This is a genomic window from Paraburkholderia steynii, assembly GCF_900100565.1.
Classification (GTDB): domain Bacteria; phylum Pseudomonadota; class Gammaproteobacteria; order Burkholderiales; family Burkholderiaceae; genus Paraburkholderia; species Paraburkholderia terrae.
The window spans coordinates 213866-236947 of sequence record NZ_FNDI01000014.1; the positions used below are offsets into that span (position 1 = coordinate 213866).

Below are 23082 nucleotides of genomic sequence, written 5' to 3' on the forward strand. Positions count from 1 at the left end.
GCAGGCAAGCAAGATGAAACCAACGGTTTATGTGTTGAACGGTTCGAACCTCAACATGCTCGGCAAACGCGAGCCGCATCTGTACGGCACGACGACGCTCGCGCAGATCAAGGAAAGAACGGAGGCACTCGCGGAGGAACTCGGCATGCGCTGCGAGTTTCGCCAGACCAATCACGAAGGCGTGATGGTCGACTGGCTGCAGGAAGCGTTCGAAGCGGACGCGGCTGTCATCATCAATCCCGCCGGCTTTTCGTTCGCGTCGATTCCCGTGCTGGATGCCGTCAAGCTGATCCGTCAGCCGGTGATCGAAGTACACATCACGAATATTCATCAGCGTGACGAGCAATACCGGCATTCGCTGATTTCGCTGGCGGCGCGCGGCGTGATCTGCGGTCTGGGCCCGGAGGGCTATCTGCTCGCGATGCGGGCTGTCGCGAGCAGTCTTTCGCAGCAGGCTGCTACAGCGCGATGAAACAGTCAGCCTAGAAGCGGTCGATCATCCCCAACTGCACGCCTCGCACTGTCGCGCCTGGCCACGACGGTGCGAGGCCCGTGACGTTCACGCCCTTGAGCGTGAATTCGCCCTGTCCGCGATTTCTCAACCAGCCCGCGCTCGCATAGAGGAGCACGCGTTTCGACAAGTCGTATTCACAGGCGGCGCTGAACTGGTCGGCGTTATTGTCGCCGCCCGAGCGGTCGCGCAGATACGCGTAGCCGAGCGACGCGCGAAAACGTGCATTGACTGCGTAGCGCGCCGACACCGATACGCCGTCGTTGTGATAACGCGGCGTGCCGCCATCGCCGTTGAAGAACGAGACGAAACCGGTCAGTGCGCCATACGCGTACGACATGCCGCCAAGATTGGCCCGCAGCGCGCCGTCGCCATGCGTCTGTTGATGCGCATAGGAAACCCGCAACGGGCCGTTGCGCCACGCGAAGGTCTCGATATGTCCGGCGAGACCGTTGCCGTCGCCGTCGGCGGGGTCGCGCACCATCGCCATGAATGTCGTCGAGAAACCGTGGAATTCGGGTGACAGATACGTGATCGCGTTGCTCGCGTACGGCGTGATCTTCGACAGATTGTTCAGGCCCGAGGCGATCGTGCCTGCGCCGAACGCGTCGAGTTGTCCCTTGAACGGGATGTAGATCGGCGAATACTGGCGGCCGACGCGCACGGTGCCATACGGCGTCGCCGCGCCGATCCACGCCTGGCGATTGAAGATCGTATTCGCGACAGCGAGCGAGCCGTTACCTGAGCTAAATCCATTCTCCAGGTCGAACAGAATCTGGACGCCGTTGCCGATATCTTCCGCGCCGCGCAGCCCCACGCGCGAACCGCGATACGCGCCGGAATCCATGCGCGCGACGTAGCCCGCGCCCGGGTTGGTGATTTCGATGCTGGTATCGAGCGCGCCGTAGAGTGTGACGGACGCCTGCGCGTGCGCGCTTGCGACGTGCGCGGCGAACACGGCGAATGCAATGGACGTGCGTCGCATAGCAGGCGACGCAAGTAATAAACGTTTCATGAGGGAGGAGGTGAGTCTGTGCGCGACTGGCACGATGGCGACCGCCCGATGCGCACAGCGAATGCGCGCGCATCAGGCTCGCACTGCACGCGTTATTGCGGCAGCGCGTAGGCGATCACGTAGTCGCCGCGATCTGGCGACTGGCGCGCGCCGCCCGCCGAGATCACGATGTATTGCTTGCCGTTGAGCACGTAGCTCATCGGCGTGCCCTGGCTGCCCACGGGGAGCCGTGCCTTCCACACTTCCTTGCCCGTCGAGCTATCGAACGCGCGCAGGTAGTAGTCTTGCGTCGCCGCGAAGAATACGAGGCCGCCGCCCGTGCTGAGCGAACCGCCGATCGTCGGCATGCCAATCGGCGTGGGCATGTGCATCTGCACGCCCCACAGACGCGTGTCGCGCACGGTGCCGAGCGGCACTTGCCACGCGATGCTGCGCGTTTTCAGATCGATCGCCGTCAGGCTGCCGAACGGCGGTTTCTGACACGGAATGCCGAGCGGCGAGAAGAAGCGGTCTTTCGTCACCGAATACGGCGTGCCGCCGAGCGGCACCGCGCCCATGCCTGCGTTCACTGCTTCGTTGCCATTCGACGTGCCGCCCTTGCGCTCTTCCTTGACGAGATGAACCCACAGCCCGAGGCGCATGTCGTTCACGAAGATCATGCCCGCATTCGGGTCGTACGATAGCCCGCCCCAGTTCATTCCGCCGAGCGAACCGGGGAAGCTCAGCGACGTGTCCGTGTCCGGCGCGGTGAACAGGCCGTCGTAGCGCATGCCGTGGAAGATGATGCGGCACATCATCTGGTCGACGGGCGTCATGCCCCACATGTCGGCGCCCTTCAGCACATCGGCGCCGATTTGCGGCATGCCGACCGACAACGGCTGGGTCTTCGCATAAGGCTCGCCCGGAATCGTCGCGGACTTGACGGGCTGTTCGATCACCTTCGTCAGCGGCTTGCCCGTCAGACGATCGAGCACGAACAGCTGACCCATCTTCGTGCCGACGATCAGCGCCGGCACCGTCTTGCCGTCGACGGGGAAATCGACGAGCGTCGGCTGCATGGGAACGTCGTAGTCCCACAGATCGTGATGAACGGTCTGGAAGTGCCACTTCTCGGCGCCCGTCGTCGCGTCGAGCGCGAGAATCGAGGCGCCGTAGGATTCGTCGAGCTTGGTGCGCTTCACGCCCCACAGGTCGATCGCCGCGCTGCCGACGGGCATGTACACCGTGTTCGACGTGGCGTCGTACGACATCGGCGCCCATACGTTCGGCGTCGAGCGCACGAAGGTCTTGCCGGGCGCGGGCGCCTGTTTGTCCTGCGGGTTGCCCGGATCGAACGCCCACTTCATCGCGCCCGTGATCACGTCGAAGCCGCGCACCACGCCGCCGGGCATGTCGAGCGACACGTTATCCGCGACACGTCCGCCGACCACGACGGTCGTGCCTGCGACGGTTGGCGGCGACGTCAGTTCGTACAGCGGGCTCGCCGCGTGGCCGAGGCCGGCCTTGAGATCGATCACGCCGTGATTGCCGAAGTCGTCGCACAGCTTGCCCGTGTCGGCATCGAGCGCGACGAGCTGCGCGTCGATCGTGTTCATGTAGATGCGGCGACGGCAGGCGGCGTGCTCGTCCGGCAGTGCAAGGGGTGTGACAGGCGTCGAACCGGCGATGCTCGGCTGCTGCACGGGTTTCGTCGCGTCGAAATACGCGAGGCCGCGGCAGCGCACCCAGACAGTCGTCTTGGTCGGGAATTCATAGCGCCATTTCTCGCGGCCGTTCGCAGCGTCGAGCGCGATCACCGTGTTGTGCGGCGAGCACAGGAACAGCGTGTCGCCGATCTGCAGCGGCGTTTCCTGATCTTCCGCGCCGCCGCCCCCAGGGCTGACGGGCACGTCGCCCGTGTGAAAGGTCCACGCGACCTGCAGGTTCTTCACGTTGTTGCGATCGATCTGCGTGGCGCCCGCGAAGCGGTCACCGCCCGCTGAGTGGCCGTATGCGGACCAGTCGCCCGTGCCGGCATCGCCCTTCGCATTGATCGCGTTGGTCTCGGTGCCGAATGTGCCGTGCGGCACGAACATGCCGTACACGAACAGCGCATTGCACGCGAGCAGCACGAGGCCCGCCGTCCACGCGGCGCCCTTCGCCGGGCGCTTGCCCTGGAAGCAGCGCAGCGCGGGATACACGGGCGCGAGCAGCATGCCGATCATCGTGAACATGAAGATGCGGGCCTGCAGCGGCCAGAAGTCGAATCCGCTTTCCCAGATCGCCCACAGCACGGTCGCAACGATCACGAGCGCGAAGATCACACACGCGCTCGATTTGCGTCGCGCAAGCTGGATGCCCGTCGCGCAGACGGCGAGGCCCATCAGCAGGTAATACCAGGTGCCGCCGCGCGCGACGAGCAGCGCGCCGCCGATCGCGAAGTACAGGCCGAGCAGCAGGCCGAGCGCGCCGGCGAGCGTCAGACCGACGCGGGCCGTCGTCGATAGTGGCTTAGTTTGAGGTTGCTTGGACATTGCTTGTCTTCATGGGTACGCAAAAGTTGGGGCATGCGAAGCGCTACGGGGCCGGGCATTCGCGTACAGCCGGCCGCGAGGTCGACGCGCGATCGCTTCCATCGTGATGGATTGGCTCGGGCGGCCGTTCAGTCGGGGCTTGCGCGGTGACGAACGGCCAGCTCAGCGCGCTTCGGCATGCGCTTCGAACAGCGCGAAGCGCTGTTCGCACTGAGCCGTGGGCATCGCTGTATCGCGCGCCGGGCGATGGCTAGGCGCGACAAATGCGATGTGGGCAAATGCGCCCAAAAATACGGCGCTGATTTGCATAGGACTAACTAGTTCGTACATTTTAACGCAAAACGCGCGGACACCCAAACCGAGGCTGCATCACCCGCCGAACCGCCGGCCCCTTCGAGTTTCGACGCGGCGGGGAGAAGTGGGTTGTGACGATCGCTCGGGTGATGCTGTGTTGACGAGCGGCGCTTGCTGAAATTGACCGCTTCTGACTTGCGTTACGTCAGGACCATAATCTTCTGCTTTCAATAAGCCAATTTACGTAGACTTAACGTCAGGCAATCGTTTGCGGTCGATTAAAAGCGGTGAATAAGCGATACGCTTTCCTGGGCCAGCTATTTTCTGGTGAACGTAGCGGGAGTTATGGCAACGCCGAAGATTTCGCGCAAAGGTCCGTCAAATCAAGTGGTTTCGCATTACTCCGGATGGCAAACGTTTGCACATACACGTATTGCAGCGAATATCACTAAAGAATAGATCTTTTCCAATTTCAATTTGAAAATCGAATAGAGAAGGCGAGCAAATTTTCTAATAATTGTCTAAAGAAACGACTCACTGTCACGCAAAGTACACAGAGAAATATTAGCGTGCGGGGTTCCTTCATCGACTGGCTCGCCTCGCCATGCATCCCGCGTTTTCACGGTTACGCCGTCCGTCCGCACAGGGAGAACCTCACTCTGCCGGCGACCTGTGTCAGCAGGTTCCTTCCGTCGACGCAGAAGATCCGAACTCGGTGGTAATGGAGATCTTCTCTTCGCGTCACGACATGAAGAGTCTCGCCGTGATCGAAGGTAATCGTCCCATCGGGCTGATCAATCGCGATATCTTCCTGTCGCAAATGAGCAAGCCTTTCCACCGCGAGCTATACGACAAGAAGAGTTGCATCGCGTTCATGGACAAGGAACCGCTCGTCGTCGACGCCGACATGAGCATCGAAGCGCTCACCTTCAAGACAGTGGAAGTCGGTGAAAAAGCGCTGGTGGACGGTTTCATCGTGACGCGGGACGGCTACTTCGCAGGCTTGGGAAGCGGACTCCAGCTTCTGGGCGCAGTGGCCGAAATGCAGGCGGAAAGAAACCGCCAGATCATGCAGAGCATCGAATACGCGAGCGTGATTCAGCGCGCGATGCTGCGCGCGTCGAGAGACACGCTCGCCGCAAGGCTCCCCGGTGCCGCGCTCGTATGGGAACCGCGCGATGTCGTTGGCGGCGACTTCTATCATTTCGCCGCGTTCCCACACGGCTGGTTCGGTGCCACCGCCGACTGCACCGGTCACGGCGTGCCGGGCGCATTCATGACGCTGCTCGCATCGGCGTCGTTGTCGCAGGCGCTCGAACAGATCGGACCGCGCGACCCTGCTGCCTTGCTCGCGGCAGTCAACCGCAACGTGAAGAGCTTGCTGGGCCAGGTACACAGCGCAGGCGAAGTGTCGCAATCGGATGACGGCCTCGACGCCGCCTTCTTCTGGTTCGATGCACGGGAAAGCGAACTGCATTTCGCGGGCGCGAGGATCGCGCTACATATTCTCACGCCGGAAGCCGACCACTTCGAGACGATCGCGGGCGACCGGATGGGTGTGGGCTATGTCGACAGTCTTGCCGATTATGAATGGAAGTTGCGCAAGATTTCAGTGCCGCCGGGTAGCCTGCTTTTCATTTGCACGGACGGCCTTATCGACCAGATTGGCGGCCCGAAAAATATCGCCTTCGGACGCCGCCGCGCGTTGGACCTGATTCTCGCGAACCGTGCCGAAGCACCGTCGGCAATCTGCGAAAAACTGCGGCACGCGCTCGCCGACTGGCAAGGCGCGCAACCACGCCGCGATGACCTCACCCTGTTTTGTGCCCGTATTACCGACCAATAAGCATGTCTCAACTACTCGATCAAGACAGCGCCTTTTTCGATCTGGCGCAGCGGCGAAACGTCCTCTTCTATCACAAGGGCTATTTCTCTCATAACATCGTGGCCGCCATGGGCGAGGTCGTGAAGCTGCAACTGGAAATCGCGGGCGTGAGCGGGCCAACGCGCCGCAAGCTGTTCTCATCGTTCGTCGAACTGTCGCAGAACATCGTCCACTATTCGTCCGATTCCCTGCAGCCCGGCAACGACGGCGGCGGGTCCATTCGCGAAGGCGCGGTGTGCATCACCACCGACGGCGAAAGCCATCTGATGATGTGTGTCAATCCCATCGCGGCGGAAGATGTCGAGGGTTTGCGCAACAAGCTGGAACCGCTGCGCAGCATGTCGGTTGAAGAGATCAAGCAGGCCTACAAGGTCACGTTGAGAGCCGACACGCCCGAGGAAAGCAAGGGCGCGGGTCTGGGTTTCCTGACGATGGCGCGCGACGCAAGCGCGCCGCTTGAATTCGCTTTTCATCCGCGTGCCGACGAACCCGGAACCACGCTGTTTTGCCTTAAAGCCATCATCTGAGTAAAAGGCGCACGAGCTATGGACAATCTCTACATTGCCGCAACGGCGACCTCTCCGGAAGTCGACTTCCGATTCGACCAGCATTCGCTGTTGCTCAGGGGCGAGTCTTACCCCGAGAATGCAGCGGCGTTCTACGCGCCGATCATCGAACAATTGCGTCAGTACCTTGCGGAATCGGTGGGCGCGGTGATTACTGTCGACGTCGTTCTCACCTACTTCAATAGCTCCAGCACGAAGATGCTGTTCAGCGTGTTCGATGCGCTGGACGAAGCCGCGCAGTCCGGCAGCCGCGTGCTGATGAACTGGTATCGCGACGAAGAAGACGAAACGATTGCCGAATTCGGCGAAGAACTGAAGGCGGATTTCCACGCGATCGAATTCACCGATCGCCCCGTCGCTCACCAGGGACAATAAGGTGCCGCGGATTTCCTCTCTGGATGCGCCTGCAAACGATGCGCCGGATCTGTTCCAGAATGAGAACGAGGCGCTTGAGAAGGCGCGCGCGATCCATGCGACGGCTGTTGCGGATGCGGGTGATTATCGCCAGTCGCTCGGCGAGCTCATTGGGCATTTCGAGCGCCTGATGCGCGAGACGCGGCGCCTGATCGGCCGCAGCGATCGCGCCGAACGCGAGATGCAGGCACTTGCGCAGCAATTGGCGCATCGCGCGACTCACGACGCGCTGACGGGCGTCTTCAATCGCAGCGCGGTGATCGAGCGGGCATCGAAGGCCTTGCGTCATGGCAGCGCGGTCATGATCATTCTCGACATCGACGAGTTCAAGCAGGTCAACGACGATTTCGGCCATCCGGCAGGCGATGCCGTCATCATGGGTATCGTCGCTTGTCTGCGGCGAATCGTGGGCGAGCGGGGCTTTATCGGACGGGTGGGCGGCGAAGAATTCACCGTGCTGCTTCCGGGGTATGAAGTGGACGATGCGTTGCGGCAAGCCGAGAACATGCGCGAGGCGATCGGCAAACACGTCTTTGCATCGCCTGTGGACCGTCATATCACGGCCAGCTTTGGCGTCAGTGCGAACCCTGCGGGCACCAGTTTCGACACCGCGTATGGCCTTGCGGACGCTGCGCTCTATCGCGCCAAGCGCGGCGGGCGAAACCGGGTGGAATTCGCGAATCCTTAAAGCGAAGGCGAGCGCTTCTGCTACGTCAATGCAGGTTGCAGGTAGCCGGTCAGAATCAGCACAGTCTGCACGGCGCCGAACAGCACGATAACGAGTGCGCCCGTGATGGCGACAACGCGTTTTGTTGCTTCAAACCGTGAGCGAAGGCGCACACTGCGCGCCATGATGAACCGGTTCGCGCCCACTGCGCCCAGGCCGAACAGCGTGACGGTCACTGCCACGCCCGCGCCGATGGCAAACGTTGCCGCAATGCCTATCCACGGCGCGTGCGCCGCAACCGACGCGATCAGTACGAAGATCGACCCGACGCATGGCCGCACGCCCGATGCAAACCCGGTCGCGAGGATCTGCGACGTCACTGAAGAATTCGATTTCCCAAGTCGCGTTGTGCTGCTGGATTGCCGCATGTGCAATTGCAGTTTCGTGCCGAGGTAAGCGGGTTCGTGCTCCGACGTCTGCGACAGTGCCGCACTGCGCTCAGCGGGTACGAGCTTCAGCGCGCGGGGATCGACGCAGCAGTCACGGCGCGCGAGCGTGTTGTAGATCGTCCAGCCGCCTGCGACACAAAGCAGAACATAGCTGACGATATCGAGCGATGCCGCGTTCGACAGCACGCTCGAGACGCCTGCCTTCGCGAACCATAGCGCGCCGAACACGAGCACGATCGCGCTCATCGCCTGTACGGCTGCGCTCCAGCTTGCCAGCGCGACGGCCTGCGCGATGCGCGTGTCGCGCGAGCCGAGCCAGGTGCCGGCGACCAGCTTGCCGTGGCCCGGCCCGAGCGCATGCAGCACGCCGTAGGCGAACGCGAGGCCGATCAACGCGAGCCACGTCCAGGGCGTCGACGCGCGATGCAACTGTTGTGCGGCGTCGGCGATGCGCGCGTTGAGTCTGCCTTGCCAGATGATCGATGTCGCCAGCGCCGTGCGCGCGAACTCGGGTAGCACGAACGTGTGGTGGGTCTCGCTGGCAGATGGCGCGCTCGATGGGCTCGCGCTGTCCGCTGGTGACGAAGCCGATTGAACTGGTTGGCCGAACACATCGACGGCGGGTGACGCAGCGTGTGACGGCGCAGCGAGAATGAAACCCATGACTGCCACGCAAACTGCAATCAGGATATGCAGTAGCCTGCGTTCAAGGGTCAGCATGATATCGCCGTCGCTTGCGGCACGACGATGCCGTTGAAGATCGGATGCGCGCGATCCTGAAAGGGTTTCGCTGCGCAACTGGACGCGGCATGTCCCTCTATCGTCACCGCGTTTGCGCCGTCCGGTTCGTAATCGACGAAGAACGAATCGTCCCAGATGCCGAGCGAAACCTTGTGGGCATTCACGTCGACCGGTTTTTTCAGCGCCAGTGTGAAGGTATAAACGAGCTTGCCATGATCGACCGATACGCGAAAACCTGCGGGGTCCCCCAGACGCTGCGCCTCGCCGTCGACAAAAAGATGGCTGAAGTATTGAGCGCCCGCGAGCGATGAAAATGCCTGTTCGCGGAAGATCGCGGTCTGCTTCGCGTCGAGCGGCCCGTTGTCGGGCAAGGTATCGATGCCTACGAGCTGAACCGGAAAGCCTTCTGAAAAGCGCCACGTTTGCGCTATCGAGATCACAGACGTGCCTTGCATCTGCACGCGCGCCGAAAACCGTATCCATACGTGCGGATGCGCGGCAGCTACCCCGGATGCAACGAATAGGGCGACGCCGATGAGCCGCCTGGTGACAGAAAGATTCAACATCGCTTTTGATTGTTAATTCTTCGATGACACGCCGGCATGTCTCGAAGGACTATTGAGCATGCCGTTGCTTTCTTTCAGGAGTAAGGCGGTAGCGCGAGAAAGCGCGTCATTGTCGCATGAGCGGTTGCGGGAAGCTCGGCGCACCACGAAATTGGCATAGCATGCCATCATGCGTGACAATCGTCGCCATCCGTCGATGTCTGTCATGAGGAGCCGTCATGTCGATACTGATCTTGGGGTTGCTGCTATTCCTGGGCGGGCATTCCGTCCGCATCTTCGCGGAAGATTGGCGCAAGGCGCGCATCGCGCGGATGGGCGAGAAGAACTGGAAAACGGCGTATTCGGTGGTGTCGCTGATCGGCTTCGTGCTGATTATCTGGGGCTACGGCATCGCGCGGCGCGAGCCAGTCGTGCTCTGGTCGCCGCCCGCATGGGCGCCGCATCTAGCGGGCCTGTTGACGCTTGCCGCCTTCATTCTGTTTCCCGCCGCGCATGCGCCGGGCAACCACTTCAAGGCCATCTTCAGGCATCCGATGACCTTCGCTGTCGTGCTATGGGCGTTGGCGCATCTGCTGGCGAACGGGACGTTGAACGCGCTGGTGCTGTTCGGCGCGTTTCTCGTTTGGGCAGTCCTCGATTTGGCTGCTGCGCTTCGGCGGGATCGTGTGGAAGGTGTGGTGTATCCGAAGGGGACCTTGTCGCGCGATGTGATGCCCGTCGTTGCCGGTGTGATCATCTGGGTTGCGTTCGCGTTCTTTCTGCACGGCTGGCTGATTGGCGTGAAGCCTTTCGGTTAATGCGCGACGGGAAGACTTACGATCTCAGATCGGCCAACATCTGCTCGGCGAGAAAATCGCACGGCGGTCGAGCCGAACGCGCGCTACGCACAAGAACGACTTCGACCGCTGCCAGCGGCGGCAAGTCTTCTGCTTCGCCGAGTTGCGCAAGATGCGCCGGGACGCTGCATCGCGCGAGCGGCGCGACTGCGAGGCCTGCCTCGACCATGCAGATCAGCCCCAGAAGGCTAGGGCTTTCATACGACATCCGGTATTTGATGTTGGCCTGCTGCAGCGCGCCGATCGCATGCGCGCGCGCCGTGCTGCCGGGCGCAAACACGGCGATGGGCAGTGGGCGTTCTTTCCATATCTGCTGATTACCGCGCGCGGCGGCCCACACCATCGGCTCCGAACGGATCGGTTCTCCTGTGATGCCCCGCGTCTTCGTGATGCACGCGAGATCGAGCGTGTTGTCCTTGAGCAAGGGAACGAGCGCGCTGCTCGGCATGCCAATCACGCGAACCTGCACACGCGGATGCGCGACTGCGAATTTTCGCAACACGGTCGGCAGTAGCGACGACGCGTAGTCGTCGGGTACGCCGATCGTCACGCGGCCGCGTATCTCCGGACGCACCACCGACGACCACGCTTCCTCGCGCATCGCCAGCATGCGCCTGCCGTAGTCGATCAGCGTCCTGCCTTCCTCGGTCAAGGCGACGTTGCGCGTCGTGCGCACGAATAGCGGCTTGCCGAGCGCTTCTTCGATGGTCTTGATCTGCATGCTGACAGCGGAAGGCGTGCGATGCAGAGACGTCGCGGCTCGCGCGAACGAGCCGGTGTCGGCCACGGCGACGACCATTTCCAGAACGTCGAGATCGAGCTTTTTCATCAGTCAGAAAAATTGAGTAATTCGTTCAGTTTAAATCGTTTTACTTAGCTGTCGCGCGCTCCGATACTGAAATTGCGATGGGCATTACGGACGCGACGAGGTAGCGCATGAGAACGATGGTCGAATTCATTACGGTGGGCGGCATGCTGGCCGTGACGCCAGGTCCCAACATGGTCTACGTGATGATGCGTTCGGTCGCGCAGGGGACGAAAGCGGGGCTGATCTCGCTCGCGGGTGTGATGCTCGGTTATCTGACGTACATGTTCGGCGCGGCGTTCGGGATCACCACGCTGTTTCTTGCGATACCCGGCGCAGGCCGCGTTCTAGCCGTATTTGGCGCGCTCTACCTGCTTTATCTGGCCTGGCAGATGCTCAGGCCGGGTGGCCGTTCGCCGTTGCAGATCGAGGCGGCGTCGATCGAAAGGCCGCGCCGTCTGTTCGCGATGGGCGCGACGACGAGCCTGCTGAACCCGAAGCTCGCACTGATCTTCCTGTCGTTACTGCCGCAATTCATCGACTATCGCGCGGGCGGCGTGTTCAGGCAGTCGCTTACGCTGGGCTTTTCGCTGATCTTCGCGTTCGCTTCGGTCAATACGGCGGTCGCGACGTTCTCGGGCAATCTCGCCAGGTTTCTTTCGACGCGGCCGAACTGGCTCGGCGTTCAACGCTGCGTGATGGGCGCGATGCTTTTCGCGCTCGGCGCGAAGATGGCGCTGGATGCGTGGCACTGGAATCTGTCCGCGTGATGTCTCGCCGCCTCTAGCGGACCTCCGCCTCCTGCCGATGCCGGATGCGATAGCGGCCAGGACTGACCCCCATCGTGCGTTTGAACGCGATGCTGAACGCGGTATCGGACAGATAGCCGATCTTCTCGGCAATCTGCAGCAGCGGTTCTTCCGACTGTTTCAGTACACTCATTGCAATCGTCATGCGCCACTGATGCAGATACTCGAGCGGCGCGCTCCCGACGAGTTGCCGGAACCGCGACGCGAACGCGGTCCGCGACATACCCACATTTGCAGCGAGCGACTCGACGGTCCAGCGCTGTTGCGGCGAGCCGTGCATCAGCGTGAGCGCCGCGCCGACCTTGTTGTCCGATAACGCCTTGAGCCATCCGTCCGGCACGTCCCCGCGCTCGATGAACGCGCGCAGCGCCTGCACCAGAACGAGCGTGGCGAGACTCGTTCTGGCCACATCCGACCCCGGCTTCACAAAGGCTGTTTCGGCGCCGAGCAGCGCGAGCACGTGCGACAGCGCGTGGGCCGACACATCGGCTGCTTTCAGATGCACGATGGGCGGCAACTGCTGCAGCAAGAGTCCCGTCACGTCGTTGTCGAACACGAACCGGCCGCTCGCAAGCTCGACCGGGCCGGTGGCGCCCTGGCCGCGAAAGCGCACGACGCCATCCGCGCCGCGAATCGACTGGTAGGTGGCAGGGCCGTCTAGCGGCGGGCAATCGGGCACACTCGCGGAGCAAAAGGGCTGGCCGTTGGTCAGCAGATAGAAATCGCCTTGCTCGATGACGTGCAGGCTGTCGTGCCCCGTCATCCGCAGATAGAGCCGCCCGCGCAGCACCGTGCCGAACTTCAGATGCTGATACGCCGGGAAACTGAACGCCCATGCGCCGCATCCCTCGAAGCGGTCTGACACGCCGCTTCGCACTCTGAGCATCGATAGCACTTCGGACAACGCGTCCATAAATGTACGCTCGATAAGAAAAACCGGTCAGTTGATTATATGTAGAACGCTATTCCCGCGCGATGATGGTCGGGTTGCGCCGCATGGTGCGCGTTGAAACGAGGAGCGATCCGATGAAAGCGTGGCAGCTCGACCGATTGGGCGGGACCTTGAGCATGATAGACGCGCCCGTGCCCGCAGCGAGGCCCGGCGGCGTCGTGGTGCGGATGGAGGCGTCCGCGATGATGTCGTACATGCGTGACTACGTTGCGGGCAAGCTGCCCGTCTATCACGCGCCTGACCATCCGTTCATTCCGGGCGGCAATGGAGTCGGTGTCGTACACGCGGTCGGCGGCGATGTGTGGCATCTGAAGCCAGGACAGCGCGTGGTCGTTTCGTCGCATTTCGTTGCGAACGAGAATGTCGCCGATCCCGCGCAAATACTCGTCGGCATCACGGCCACGCAGGCCGACAGTTACGCGATGCAGGCGGACTGGCCCAACGGCACGCTCGCCGACTACGCGCTGCTGCCCGCAGCGACATTGACGCCCGCCGATGCCGTTGCGGACCTGCCCGCGGCGCAGCTTGCGGTGGCGATGCGTTATGTCCTGCCGTTCGGCGGCCTGTTGCGTGGCCGGCTTGCGGCGGGCGAAACGATCGTGGTGTCGGGCGCAACGGGCGCGTATGGGTCGGCGGCTGCGTTGCTGGCGTTGGCACTGGGCGCGGCGCGCGTCGTTGCCGTGGGCCGCAATGCCCGTGCGCTGGACGAACTCGTAAAGGCGGGCGGCGGCCGCGTTGTGCCCGTCGCGGCAACCGGCGATGCGGCAGCCGATACCGATGCAATCCGTTCCGCCTGCGCAGGCCGCGCCGATATCGCGTTCGATATGGTCGGGAACGCAAGCGATCCGAACCTGACACTGTCGGCGTTGCGCAGCTTGCGGCGCGGCGGAAGACTGGTGCTGATGGGCAGCATGCGCGTGGATCTGCCGTTGCCCTATACGGAGGTGATGCTGAATGACTGGGAGATACTCGGCCAGTTCATGTATCCGCGCGACGCGTGGCGACGGCTGCTGACGCTGGCGAGCGCGGGCATGCTCGACCTGCGCGCGATTCGTTCCGTCGAATTCGCCATGAACGAAGTCCCTTCAGCAATCGAGCGTGCCGCTAGCGCGTCGGGCCTCGAATGCATCGTCGTCGATCATCAGAGGTGAGCGATGCCAGTTCTGAAGACGATGCATAGGCTTTACGTTGCGCGCGAACTGCTCGAATTCAGCGTCGCATTTTACGAGGCGATCCAGGACTTGCGCTGTGAACGTCGGCTGAGCTTCGAACCGATGGGAATCGAGGTCGCTGTGGTCGGTTCGTTCATTCTGCTTGCGGGAAGCGATGAAGCGTTGGCGCCCGTGCGGCACATTCAGGCAGCGTTGGTCGTAGATGCGCTCGATGCGTATGCGCAGCGTCTGCGCGAGTTGGGCGCGACGTTCCTCGGCGAGACGCACGAAAACGCCGCAGGCAGACACATGACGGTGCGGCATCCCGACGGGTTAGTCGTCGAATACTTCGAGCCGGTGAAAAGCGCGGCAGCGTGAAGCGTTGCGATCCCACTTGGAAAATAAAGCCTAGGTAGTCTATTATAGACGTAATTGTCCATATGAGACTTCTTTGTCTCCTACGATGAACGTGGACGTTTTCGACCAACCTTTGCAAGGGGTGACATCGACGTGACGGTACGCAAAGAGACGACAGGACTGCCTCAGGTGGCGCCCGGCGCGGCGCATCAGTTGATCCGGTACACGTTCGACGGGTCAGGCGAGACACCACGCAGCGCCTATATTCAGGCAGGCCTGCATGCCGATGAGCATCCTGGCCTGCTCGTCGTCCATCATCTGCTGCGCATGCTGACGGCGCTCGATAAAGACGGGCGCGTCAAAGGGCGCGTGGTCGTGTTGCCGTTTGCGAATCCGATCGGGATGAGCCAGCGGATTTTCGGCATGCCGACAGGGCGCTTCAATCTCGAGAACGGCGAAAACTTCAACCGTCACTTCCCGTCGATTGCGGACGCGGTCGAACAGGCGCTAGGCGAGACGCGCTACGAGCGCAACGACGTCGCGCAATTCAAGACGCTGTTCGAGAGGCTACTCGCTGCGCACGAGCCGCGCGATCCCGTCAGGGCAATGAAATCGCATCTGCTGCGCGAAGCGTTGCGGCACGACATCCTGCTCGATCTGCATTGCGATACGAGCGGCATCCTGCATCTGTACAGCACGCGCGCTCAACAGCCGCGCGCGCTGCGGCTCGCAAAAGCGCTGCGCATCGAGGCTGTGTTTCTCGAAGATCGCGCGGGCGGTGGACCGTTCGATGAGGCATTCATGGAGCCTTGGAACGTGCTGTCGTCGGCGGGTCTCGTCGATGCGGAACACAGTGGTTTTGGCGCGTCCATCGAGTTGCGGGGCCAGGCCGATGTCAGCGACGAGCTTGCCATCGCGGATGCGCACGGCATCCTGCGCTTTCTCGCAGCAGAGTCGATCATCGATTACGACGAACGCGATACGGATGGTGAGATCGAGCCGCGCATCTATCCTCTGGAAGGCGTCTCGCATGTGAGCGCGCCGTCCACGGGCATTGTCGTGTATCGGAAGCAGCCGGGCGATGCCGTTGCGCGCGGCGATGTGATCGCGGAGATCGTGCGTATCGATGCACCGCTGGATACGCCACGCGACGTCGTGCTCAGCGATGTAGACGGCATCTTCGTCGTTGCACAGCATTTCAAGCTCGTGAAAGCGGGGCAGCGTATTGCGCTGCTCGCCGGCATCACGCCGCTGCCGGGGCGCACGGCCGGCAATCTGTTGAATGATTTCTAAAGGCTCTGACGATGGAAGATCTCTACGAACGTATTCTCGACGCGCATCAAGCGCTCAGACCGCAAGTGCGCGTGACGCCGCTGGAGCACAGCGCGCTGCTGTCGGAGCAGACGGGTTGCGACGTTTATCTGAAGTGCGAGCATTTGCAGCACACGGGGTCGTTCAAGTTTCGCGGCGCGTCGAACAAGCTGCGGCTGCTCGATGCCGACGTTCGACGTCGCGGTGTCGCGACGGTATCGACGGGCAATCACGGTCAGGGCGTCGCGCTCGCGGGCAAACTCGCGGGCGTGCCCGTGACCGTCTATGCATCGGTGTCCGCTTCGCCCGTCAAGCTGAACGCGATACGCGCGCTCGGTGCATCTGTCGTGACCATCGACGCATCCACGCTTGAAGTGGAACTCGAAGCGGCGCGGCGCGCAAAAGAGGCAGGCTTGCCGTTCGTCTCGCCGTACAACGACATCGACGTGATTGCCGGGCAAGGCACCATCGGCGTCGAACTGAGCGAGCAACTGCCGGGTCTTGCCGCGGTGTTTGCATCGGTGGGCGGCGGTGGGCTGATTTCCGGCATCGGCTCGGCGATCAAGGCGGCTAGTGCGAGCACGGCGGTGGTGGGATGCTGGCCAGCGAATGCGACGACGCTCTATCGCTGCATTCAGGCCGGCAAGGTGATCGACGTCGAGGAGACGGACACGATTTCGGACGGCACGGCAGGCGGTGTTGAGCCGGATACGATCACCTTGCCGATCGCGCAACGGGTAATCGACCGATGCGTGCTGGTCAGCGAAGAGGAAATCAAGGCGGCGATGAAACGGCTCGCTCAAACGGACCGCTGGATGGTCGAAGGCGCGGCAGGCGTCGCGCTGGCGAGTTTCCTGCAAGTCGCGCCTTCGTATCGTGGCCGTGCGGTTGCCGTGGTGCTGTGCGGCCGCAACATCATGCTCGACAAGTTTGTGGCAGCCGTTCAGTGAAGTGCTCTGTTGTACTCTTCACTGGGGCAGCCCGTGTCACGAAGCGACCTTCTGCGCGGCGACCTTCTCCGCAGCGATCATCATGGATTCGAGTTGCGTGAACTCGGCGCTGCTCACGGTTCCATCGCCATTGCTGTCCATCAGTTTCAGCAGCGATTGCGCAGTTGAGTCGCCGGGTGTACTCGTCGTGTCGCGCACGGCGCTCAACCACTCCGCGTTCGATACCGAGCCGTCGTGATCTTCATCAAGCGCGGTGAAGAGATTGTCCGCATCGCTTTTGTTGTCACCGAATTGGGCGAGCACTGTCTCGAAGTCCGACTGCGAAATATTTCCATTGGCGATTCCGTCCCTTCCTTCTATCGTGGATTGGGCAAACGGCAGGCGGCTTTTGAGTGCCGCGTTGAGCTGCTGAATATAGTCGGCGTCCGACTCGCCGGGCGAGCGCGACGTGTTCAATCCCACGAGACTGACTGTTGAAACAGTCACGCCGTTGGCCCTTAGCTCAGCGAGGGCCTGCGCATCCGGGCTGAACGTCACCTGTGTGGAAGATCCTGTCCCGGACGTTTGGGGGGACGCAGATGATGCCGATGACGTTGCAGATGTTCCGTCATTTGAAGACGCCGATGGCGTTTTGGATTGTGGCTGAGTGAGCGCTCTCTGACTGCTTATGCCGGAAACTGACATGTACGACTCCATGATGATCCGGATGCACTGCATCCGGGATTAAAGAAGTTTTACCGCAGCGGTTTGCCATCGCCGCGTCCCAATCTTCAGGTTTTGGGCGAGCCCGCATATCGATCCAATAACAATGGCTACTTCATAGCCTGTCAACCTGGCTTGGAGTCCGGAATATTTCAGAAATGGTGGTCGGCCATTCTTCAGAATAGAGGCAGGAAACTACCCCAATCTTCGCCAGGACCTAAGCTATGTCCGTCAAAGGCTTGCGCGATCAGGTCGTTTCTTCTCTGGGTTTAAACGAAGTTTTTATTAACGCGCGGGCAACTATCGGTGTTCGCAGTTGAGTTTTCGAAGAAGGGCGCCGACTACTGGGAGCGAGAACATCGCACATCAAGGTTCAGTGAAAGATCAGCGGCGGGCCTGACGGGTCTCAACGCGCGCCTCCTGTCGCGGTTCGCTGGAAGGGTTTTCGCTCGCGACTTCCCGATTCGAGAGTGGATCGGGTTGGGTGTAAAGGATTAGAAACGCTCCCAGCAATCCCATCCGCACGAGAGCCGGAAGAAACGCGGCGAGTGCCGCAAAGGCAAACAGTGCCAGCATGATCCAGGCTCTGATCCATTGCATCCGGCGTCGGCCAAGCGTCGATGCATCGCTGGAGGGACGCTGCCGAAAACTTTCATACATCAGAACCATGTATGTCATCTCGACAAGCAGGAAGACTGTTGCATATGCCGTCAACGGCACACTTGCAACCCTGCTCGATGCTAGCCACGCCGTCGTGAAGGGGATAAAAGAGATCCAGAAAAGATTGGCGAAGTTGGACCACGCCAGCAAACCTGTGAGAGAGGTCGCATGTTTGAACACGTGATGGTGGTTCAACCACACGACGGCAATGAACGCATAACTCACCACGTAGCTGATCAGGTCCGGCCAGAGTTCGAGCAAGGCGCGTCCATCGTTCCGTGTGGGGATTTTCAGCGCCAGTACCATGATTGTGATGATGACGGCAAAGATGCCGTCGGAGAGGGCGCTGAAACGGCCGAGGTTGTCATCCGAATCGTTCATGGGGCCCCCTTCCAGGCGATCGAGCTTTGCCGCTGTGTCGAAGGCCGGGCATTTTGCCTGGCGTCCGTTCGGGAGTTTTCGATTATGCGCCTCGGTGCGTTTGGTGCGCAGACAAGGGGATCCATTCATCACAGCTCTGCCCGTATCCGCGAAGGCTCGACTTCAAGGGCCACTGATGGTGCGCAATCGAAGAGAGTGCGCACGCGCCGAGCGCCCTCAAAGAAAAAGCCCTCGTCTCCACGAGGGCCTTGGGAATCAGGCGGCAGGGCCGACTCAACGACGAGCGACCGGCTGAGACTAACGGCCTTTGTGCAAAGCCGACTTGATAGCTTGCTGGGCGCTATACGCCGTCGAAAACGCCATGGCCTTGGCTCGATCCCGCACCGCGCTTCGTCCAGGCGGAGAAGGATTGATTCCAAGCTTCCTGAGGTAATAGTTGGCGCGATAGACATCCTTTCGGATAGAGTCAATAAACTGGAAATTTACGCTTAAAGTCACCGAGATATTGTCATCGTTCTTCAACCAGTGGGGGCAGTTGACAGGAACGTGAACGCCATTTCCCGGGGCCAATCTGTACAAGCGCGATCGGTCCTGCAGTTCGGGTCTATAGTTTGGCGCGTTGTTGTCGATCGTCCAGAACTGCTCGATTTCCTCCTCCGGAAGAACCTGCCGATCTTCCCGATCAAAGACGTACAAATCCTTTTCCCCGTGGATTTGAAGAATGAAATTGCATTCACGATCGATGTGATATGCCGTCACCCGCTTCGGCGACGTTATGAAAATGATGATCTCCTCATTTCTGATCTTGGATTCGATGCCGCCGCCAATCATATTCTTGACCTCTGCGATCGCATGCCGGTATAGCTCGGTGTAGGCCGGATCTTTCTGCGCGTCTCTCAGGATGAACCAGGCATTTGAATCTTCCAGTTGCCCTAATGCATCCAGCGGTGAGAATGCATGATTCGTATCTTTCCATTTTTGACCAGGCGCGACGTCACCCATGTCGTAGTAGAGATCAGATGGGCGCGTTCTCAGGGTTCGCTCCGTCAACTCCATCAATTGAGGGAGTTGAAAGCGCGGATGAGATGCAAGGTGGTGGCAGACATCGAAGCTCTTCCGCTCGAAACGCTCTCTAAACACTGAGGGATCTGCGTCGATCCACTTGTCCGGCAATGTCGCTTCAGGGACCGAGAAATCCGTGGACATGTCCATGCAATTACTCCTTGTAATCTGATCGTAATGAAAGCGAAATCCGTTAGCGTCAAAGCCGAACGTCACCCAATGGCGTGGAATCTAAACCCCGACTTTCAGGGGTTCGGTGCGTTAGCGCACCTTCTGCTTAGTGCCGTCCATCGCATCGGACGCCTTGGAGCGGATCAGCTTCATCTGCGAGGCATCTCGTGGCATCCACGATTGGTTTGCAGCACTTCGCCCACCTTGACGAACAGGGCGTCGCGACGATTGTGCATCTGCAGCAGGCGACGGGACTCCCTCGAGTGGCGCTTACCGTGGCGCGTAGCGTGACTGAAGCTCGTGAAGTGGGGTACCTGTCCAAAGACGATTACGCGGTGTAAGTAAGTCGTAATGTCAGGGTGGACTTTTGCATGAATGAGAAAGACATTCCATACATTCCACTCTAATTAAAAATGTCCTTCAGGAAGACACTCCTCTCCACGCAATTCGTTTTCACTTTCACTACGAATGTAGGAGCAGGAACATGAGCAACGTCACGAAGCAACAGTTCAAACGCGTCTGGTTCATCACAGGCGCTTCGCGCGGTCTGGGTGCGCTGATGGCCAAAGCAGCCATCGCCGATGGCAACGCCGTGGTCGCCACGGGCCGCAACGCAGCTGCGATTGTTGAGCGGCTCGGAGAGTCATCGGCGGTGCTGCCCGTCGCGCTCGATGTGACCGACGAGGCACAAGCCAAGGCGGCCGTCAAAGCCGCTGTCGAGAAGTTTGGCCGCATCGATGTACTGATCAACAACGCAGGCTTTGGGCTGCTTGCCGCCGTCGAAGAATCGAGCGATGCAGACGTACGCCGGATCTACGATACCAACGTCTTTGGTCTGCTGAACGTGACGCGCGCCGTGCTGCCGGTGATGCGCAAACAGTGCTCGGGTCACGTGATCAACATCTCGTCGATTGTGGGTTATCAAGCGGCGGCAGGCGTTGGCGTGTACAGCTCGACGAAGTTCGCCGTCGAGGGCATCACGGAAGCACTGCACGCTGAGTTGAAGCCGCTTGGCATTCACGCGACGCTCATCGAGCCCGGCTTCTTCCGCACGGACTTTCTGGATACATCGTCGTTGCTCGTCGGCAAAGACATCATCGACGACTACGAACAGACGTCGGGCGCGCTGCGCCGCCTCGCCGTCGACATCAATCACAACCAGCCTGGCGATCCGCAGAAGCTGGCAACAGCGGTCGTCATGCTGGTCGATGCGCAAACGCCTCCGTTGCGTCTGCCACTCGGGACCGACACGCTAAAGGCGATCGCAGAAAAGATTGCCTATGTGACGGCGGAAACACAGACGTGGGAGGCGTTGTCGCAATCCACAGATTTTCCGGTTTGAAGACGATAACCTGCTGAACGGCCCGAGTCTTCGTGCGCTTGCCGAATCGACTCGGGCGAAATACCGTTCTGGTCTACTAACGCATTCGTGCGACGGTTGCATTAGAGGACGCGATAGCCATCGCCCCACGAGACACTAAAACGGGCGCCCGAGCGCGATCTGGTATTCACCGCCCCGTCGTGTCGCAGAACGCTTCATCGCAGTGGAAGCCAAAGCGGACCTTCCCACGCTTTAAGTTCATCGAGAAACGCTTTTAGCTTCGACGGCATGAAGCGGCGTGTCGGATAGACGGCATGCACGAATATTTCCGGTGACGACCATTCCGGCAAGATACGAACAAGTTCTCCGCTGGCGATATGTGCATCACAATAGCTGGACGGAAGCAATGCGATCCCGTGCCCGCGGAGCGCAAAAGCGCTGACGATATGAAAATCGCGCGCGGCTACGGGACCCGTCACGTGAACCTTGACCGACTTCCGGCCACTGACCAGATGCCATTCCGTCTCATTGTTTCGAGCATTGATCAGCACGCACGGAAGTTGGCTGATCTCTTCGGGCCGCGAGGGGAGATCGTGATTGCGAGCGTATTCGGGCGAGGCGACGAGGTGCCGGACACTTCTTCCCACGCGTTGCGCAACAAGACTCGAGTCCTGCAGATCACCGAAGCGGATCGCGACGTCGACGTTTTCGGCGATCAGGTCCAGGAAAAGGTTGGTGAAGTGAAGATCCACCTGGATGCCCGGATATTTCTTTAGAAACGACGAGACGAACGCGTAAAACGACTCCTGTTCCAGCATGACGGGACCGGAGATACGCAGCAGACCTTCGGGTTTCTTTTGCGTCTGCGTGATCACGCGTTCCGCGTCATACAGATGGCTCAGCGGCTCACTGCATTGATCGAAATAGGCCCGTCCCTGTGTGGTCAGGCTGAGCTTGCGGGTCGTGCGCTGGAGCAGCGTCACGCCAAGGCGTTCCTCGAGCGCTGTCACCTTGCGACTGACGGTGGAGACGGGCATGCCCAGTGCCCGTGCGGCGCGGCTAAAGCTCTCGAATTGCGCCACCCGCACAAACACGGCGATGTCATTCAAGTCGGCCAGTTCGGGCATGTGAGACCTTTGCACAGGTGGAAAAGAGATTACATATATTCCAGTCTAATCAAAAATTCCAGCAAGGACGACACTTCTCTCCACGCACTTCAACCTTCTCGGAGAGATAGCATGTCAAGCAAAGTCGTCGTCATTACCGGTGCTTCCAGCGGCATCGGAGAAGCCACTGCAAAGCGCCTTGCCTCGAACGGCGCCACCGTCGCGCTGGCCGCTCGCCGGCTCCACAACCTCAACCGCATTGCCGCTGAAATCGAGGCGAAAGGCGGCAAGGCATCAGTTCACCAGATCGACGTCACGGATCAGGCACAGGTCGATCGCCTGATCAGCGACGTCGTCTCGCAACACGGCCGCCTCGATGTGATGGTCAACAACGCCGGCCTGATGGCCATCGCGCCCCTGTCGATGCGCAAGACCGACGAATGGGACCGCATGATCGACATCAATATCAAAGGCCTTCTTTATGGCGTCGCAGCGGCGTTGCCGGTCTTTGAAAGGCAGCAGTCCGGTCACTTCGTCAACATCGCGTCGGTCGTGGGTCTGAAAGTCTTCAGCCCGGGCGGCACGGTGTATTCGGGTACGAAGTTCGCGGTTCGGGCTATTTCTGAAGGTCTGCGTCAAGAGGTTGGAGGCAACATCCGCACCACGGTGATCTCGCCGGGTGCGATCGACACCGAACTCAAGTTCGGTTCGGGCCATGACGACAGCCGCGACTTCGTCGTCGATTTCTACAAGATGGCCATTCCCGCCGATGCCATCGCGCAGGCCATTGCTTATGCGATCGACCAGCCCCGTTCGGTTGACGTCAACGAGATCGTGATCCGTCCCACCGTGCAGGATTTTTAAAGATCACGGCGGGCAGGAAAGCA

Annotated in this window: 24 protein-coding genes; 14 read left to right on the forward strand and 10 right to left on the reverse strand. The window is 60.7% G+C overall.

Annotation, left to right across the window (positions count from 1 at the left end):
• Positions 1-13 precede the first annotated feature (13 nt).
• The gene (locus BLT65_RS24910) at positions 14-472 is read left to right on the forward strand and encodes a type II 3-dehydroquinate dehydratase (protein WP_091782154.1); all 459 of its coding nucleotides are present in this window, start codon (positions 14-16) and stop codon (positions 470-472) included.
• A gap of 10 nt (positions 473-482) precedes the next feature.
• On the opposite strand, the gene BLT65_RS24915 is transcribed toward BLT65_RS24910, so the two are convergent.
• Positions 483-1526: a porin gene (locus tag BLT65_RS24915; RefSeq protein WP_091782157.1), complete on the reverse strand. Its 1044-nt coding sequence runs from the start codon at positions 1524-1526 to the stop codon at positions 483-485.
• 92 nt (positions 1527-1618) lie between these two features.
• Positions 1619-4039 (reverse strand): membrane-bound PQQ-dependent dehydrogenase, glucose/quinate/shikimate family, encoded by a 2421-nt coding sequence (locus tag BLT65_RS24920; protein ID WP_091782160.1) that lies wholly within the window; start codon positions 4037-4039, stop codon positions 1619-1621.
• Between the two features lie 898 nt (positions 4040-4937).
• On the opposite strand from BLT65_RS24920, the gene BLT65_RS24925 reads away from it, so the two are divergent.
• From BLT65_RS24925 to BLT65_RS24940, 4 genes are read left to right on the forward strand one after another with little or no spacing between them, the layout of a single operon-like run.
• Positions 4938-6179, forward strand: coding sequence for a SpoIIE family protein phosphatase (locus BLT65_RS24925; RefSeq protein ID WP_341865834.1), 1242 nt, complete (start codon positions 4938-4940; stop codon positions 6177-6179).
• Between the two features lie 2 nt (positions 6180-6181).
• Positions 6182-6745, forward strand: a complete 564-nt coding sequence (locus tag BLT65_RS24930; protein ID WP_091782165.1) for a SiaB family protein kinase — start codon at positions 6182-6184, stop codon at positions 6743-6745.
• A gap of 18 nt (positions 6746-6763) precedes the next feature.
• Positions 6764-7159, forward strand: a complete 396-nt coding sequence (locus tag BLT65_RS24935; protein WP_007578566.1) for a DUF1987 domain-containing protein — start codon at positions 6764-6766, stop codon at positions 7157-7159.
• Between the two features lies 1 nt (position 7160).
• Positions 7161-7886 carry a GGDEF domain-containing protein gene (locus BLT65_RS24940; RefSeq protein ID WP_042305587.1) on the forward strand — a complete coding sequence of 242 codons (726 nt, stop codon included), beginning with the start codon at positions 7161-7163 and terminating at the stop codon, positions 7884-7886.
• A gap of 20 nt (positions 7887-7906) precedes the next feature.
• Here the strand turns inward: BLT65_RS24940 and BLT65_RS24945 are convergent, their stop codons facing one another.
• Together BLT65_RS24945 and BLT65_RS24950 are read right to left on the reverse strand one after the other, a co-directional pair.
• Positions 7907-9034: a nickel/cobalt transporter gene (locus tag BLT65_RS24945; protein WP_091782167.1), complete on the reverse strand. Its 1128-nt coding sequence runs from the start codon at positions 9032-9034 to the stop codon at positions 7907-7909.
• Complete coding sequence (locus tag BLT65_RS24950; protein WP_091782169.1) at positions 9028-9621, reverse strand: DUF1007 family protein; 594 nt, start codon at positions 9619-9621, stop codon at positions 9028-9030. The genes BLT65_RS24945 and BLT65_RS24950 overlap by 7 nt, the downstream gene beginning before the upstream one ends.
• A gap of 218 nt (positions 9622-9839) precedes the next feature.
• Here BLT65_RS24950 and BLT65_RS24955 point away from each other — a divergent pair, with 218 nt between their 5' ends.
• Positions 9840-10418: an NnrU family protein gene (locus tag BLT65_RS24955; RefSeq protein WP_091782171.1), complete on the forward strand. Its 579-nt coding sequence runs from the start codon at positions 9840-9842 to the stop codon at positions 10416-10418.
• Between the two features lie 16 nt (positions 10419-10434).
• On the opposite strand, the gene BLT65_RS24960 is transcribed toward BLT65_RS24955, so the two are convergent.
• Positions 10435-11286: a LysR substrate-binding domain-containing protein gene (locus BLT65_RS24960; RefSeq protein ID WP_007736292.1), complete on the reverse strand. Its 852-nt coding sequence runs from the start codon at positions 11284-11286 to the stop codon at positions 10435-10437.
• Between the two features lie 107 nt (positions 11287-11393).
• Between BLT65_RS24960 and BLT65_RS24965 the strand changes: the two genes are divergently transcribed.
• Positions 11394-12032, forward strand: coding sequence for a LysE family translocator (locus BLT65_RS24965; protein WP_079502252.1), 639 nt, complete (start codon positions 11394-11396; stop codon positions 12030-12032).
• A gap of 13 nt (positions 12033-12045) precedes the next feature.
• On the opposite strand, the gene BLT65_RS24970 is transcribed toward BLT65_RS24965, so the two are convergent.
• On the reverse strand, positions 12046-12984 hold the full coding sequence (locus BLT65_RS24970; protein WP_091782173.1) for an AraC family transcriptional regulator: 939 nt from the start codon (positions 12982-12984) through the stop codon (positions 12046-12048).
• A gap of 113 nt (positions 12985-13097) precedes the next feature.
• On the opposite strand from BLT65_RS24970, the gene BLT65_RS24975 reads away from it, so the two are divergent.
• The 4 genes from BLT65_RS24975 to BLT65_RS24990 all read left to right on the forward strand — a co-directional run bounded on the left by BLT65_RS24975 (position 13098) and on the right by BLT65_RS24990 (position 16792).
• On the forward strand, positions 13098-14174 hold the full coding sequence (locus BLT65_RS24975; protein WP_091782278.1) for a zinc-binding dehydrogenase: 1077 nt from the start codon (positions 13098-13100) through the stop codon (positions 14172-14174).
• A gap of 3 nt (positions 14175-14177) precedes the next feature.
• Positions 14178-14552, forward strand: coding sequence for a VOC family protein (locus tag BLT65_RS24980; RefSeq protein ID WP_091782175.1), 375 nt, complete (start codon positions 14178-14180; stop codon positions 14550-14552).
• Between the two features lie 132 nt (positions 14553-14684).
• Positions 14685-15824 (forward strand): succinylglutamate desuccinylase/aspartoacylase family protein, encoded by a 1140-nt coding sequence (locus BLT65_RS24985; protein ID WP_091782177.1) that lies wholly within the window; start codon positions 14685-14687, stop codon positions 15822-15824.
• 11 nt (positions 15825-15835) lie between these two features.
• Complete coding sequence (locus BLT65_RS24990) at positions 15836-16792, forward strand: threonine/serine dehydratase (RefSeq protein ID WP_091782180.1); 957 nt, start codon at positions 15836-15838, stop codon at positions 16790-16792.
• Between the two features lie 36 nt (positions 16793-16828).
• Here the strand turns inward: BLT65_RS24990 and BLT65_RS24995 are convergent, their stop codons facing one another.
• The 3 genes from BLT65_RS24995 to BLT65_RS25005 form a co-directional block, all read right to left on the reverse strand.
• A complete protein-coding gene (locus tag BLT65_RS24995) occupies positions 16829-17476 on the reverse strand; it encodes an EF-hand domain-containing protein (RefSeq protein WP_244186591.1) in 648 nt (215 codons plus the stop codon).
• A 402-nt stretch (positions 17477-17878) separates the two neighbouring features.
• Positions 17879-18535, reverse strand: coding sequence for a TMEM175 family protein (locus BLT65_RS25000; protein WP_042305596.1), 657 nt, complete (start codon positions 18533-18535; stop codon positions 17879-17881).
• 297 nt (positions 18536-18832) lie between these two features.
• Positions 18833-19747, reverse strand: a complete 915-nt coding sequence (locus tag BLT65_RS25005) for a transcriptional regulator (protein ID WP_091782186.1) — start codon at positions 19745-19747, stop codon at positions 18833-18835.
• A 188-nt stretch (positions 19748-19935) separates the two neighbouring features.
• On the opposite strand from BLT65_RS25005, the gene BLT65_RS47290 reads away from it, so the two are divergent.
• Positions 19936-20109: a hypothetical protein gene (locus BLT65_RS47290; RefSeq protein WP_167306533.1), complete on the forward strand. Its 174-nt coding sequence runs from the start codon at positions 19936-19938 to the stop codon at positions 20107-20109.
• Positions 20110-20252: 143 nt separating this feature from the next.
• A complete protein-coding gene (locus BLT65_RS25010) occupies positions 20253-21110 on the forward strand; it encodes an oxidoreductase (protein ID WP_091782189.1) in 858 nt (285 codons plus the stop codon).
• Positions 21111-21304: 194 nt separating this feature from the next.
• Here the strand turns inward: BLT65_RS25010 and BLT65_RS25015 are convergent, their stop codons facing one another.
• Positions 21305-22216, reverse strand: a complete 912-nt coding sequence (locus BLT65_RS25015; protein WP_091782191.1) for a LysR family transcriptional regulator — start codon at positions 22214-22216, stop codon at positions 21305-21307.
• A gap of 111 nt (positions 22217-22327) precedes the next feature.
• On the opposite strand from BLT65_RS25015, the gene BLT65_RS25020 reads away from it, so the two are divergent.
• A complete protein-coding gene (locus BLT65_RS25020) occupies positions 22328-23059 on the forward strand; it encodes an SDR family oxidoreductase (RefSeq protein ID WP_091782194.1) in 732 nt (243 codons plus the stop codon).
• Positions 23060-23082: the final 23 nt, after the last annotated feature.

Excerpts from the sequence above, each read along its gene's own strand:
- BLT65_RS24910 (WP_091782154.1), top strand. The coding sequence starts at position 14 with ATGAAACCAACGGTTTATGTGTTGAACGGTTCGAACCTCAACATGCTC.
- BLT65_RS24915 (WP_091782157.1), bottom strand. The coding sequence starts at position 1,526 with ATGAAACGTTTATTACTTGCGTCGCCTGCTATGCGACGCACGTCCATT.
- BLT65_RS24920 (WP_091782160.1), bottom strand. The coding sequence starts at position 4,039 with ATGTCCAAGCAACCTCAAACTAAGCCACTATCGACGACGGCCCGCGTC.
- BLT65_RS24925 (WP_341865834.1), top strand. The coding sequence starts at position 4,938 with ATGCATCCCGCGTTTTCACGGTTACGCCGTCCGTCCGCACAGGGAGAA.
- BLT65_RS24930 (WP_091782165.1), top strand. The coding sequence starts at position 6,182 with ATGTCTCAACTACTCGATCAAGACAGCGCCTTTTTCGATCTGGCGCAG.
- BLT65_RS24935 (WP_007578566.1), top strand. The coding sequence starts at position 6,764 with ATGGACAATCTCTACATTGCCGCAACGGCGACCTCTCCGGAAGTCGAC.
- BLT65_RS24945 (WP_091782167.1), bottom strand. The coding sequence starts at position 9,034 with ATGCTGACCCTTGAACGCAGGCTACTGCATATCCTGATTGCAGTTTGC.
- BLT65_RS24950 (WP_091782169.1), bottom strand. The coding sequence starts at position 9,621 with ATGTTGAATCTTTCTGTCACCAGGCGGCTCATCGGCGTCGCCCTATTC.
- BLT65_RS24955 (WP_091782171.1), top strand. The coding sequence starts at position 9,840 with ATGTCGATACTGATCTTGGGGTTGCTGCTATTCCTGGGCGGGCATTCC.
- BLT65_RS24960 (WP_007736292.1), bottom strand. The coding sequence starts at position 11,286 with ATGAAAAAGCTCGATCTCGACGTTCTGGAAATGGTCGTCGCCGTGGCC.
- BLT65_RS24965 (WP_079502252.1), top strand. The coding sequence starts at position 11,394 with ATGAGAACGATGGTCGAATTCATTACGGTGGGCGGCATGCTGGCCGTG.
- BLT65_RS24970 (WP_091782173.1), bottom strand. The coding sequence starts at position 12,984 with ATGGACGCGTTGTCCGAAGTGCTATCGATGCTCAGAGTGCGAAGCGGC.
- BLT65_RS24975 (WP_091782278.1), top strand. The coding sequence starts at position 13,098 with ATGAAAGCGTGGCAGCTCGACCGATTGGGCGGGACCTTGAGCATGATA.
- BLT65_RS24980 (WP_091782175.1), top strand. The coding sequence starts at position 14,178 with ATGCCAGTTCTGAAGACGATGCATAGGCTTTACGTTGCGCGCGAACTG.
- BLT65_RS24990 (WP_091782180.1), top strand. The coding sequence starts at position 15,836 with ATGGAAGATCTCTACGAACGTATTCTCGACGCGCATCAAGCGCTCAGA.
- BLT65_RS24995 (WP_244186591.1), bottom strand. The coding sequence starts at position 17,476 with ATGTCAGTTTCCGGCATAAGCAGTCAGAGAGCGCTCACTCAGCCACAA.
- BLT65_RS25000 (WP_042305596.1), bottom strand. The coding sequence starts at position 18,535 with ATGAACGATTCGGATGACAACCTCGGCCGTTTCAGCGCCCTCTCCGAC.
- BLT65_RS25005 (WP_091782186.1), bottom strand. The coding sequence starts at position 19,747 with ATGGACATGTCCACGGATTTCTCGGTCCCTGAAGCGACATTGCCGGAC.
- BLT65_RS25010 (WP_091782189.1), top strand. The coding sequence starts at position 20,253 with ATGAGCAACGTCACGAAGCAACAGTTCAAACGCGTCTGGTTCATCACA.
- BLT65_RS25015 (WP_091782191.1), bottom strand. The coding sequence starts at position 22,216 with ATGCCCGAACTGGCCGACTTGAATGACATCGCCGTGTTTGTGCGGGTG.
- BLT65_RS25020 (WP_091782194.1), top strand. The coding sequence starts at position 22,328 with ATGTCAAGCAAAGTCGTCGTCATTACCGGTGCTTCCAGCGGCATCGGA.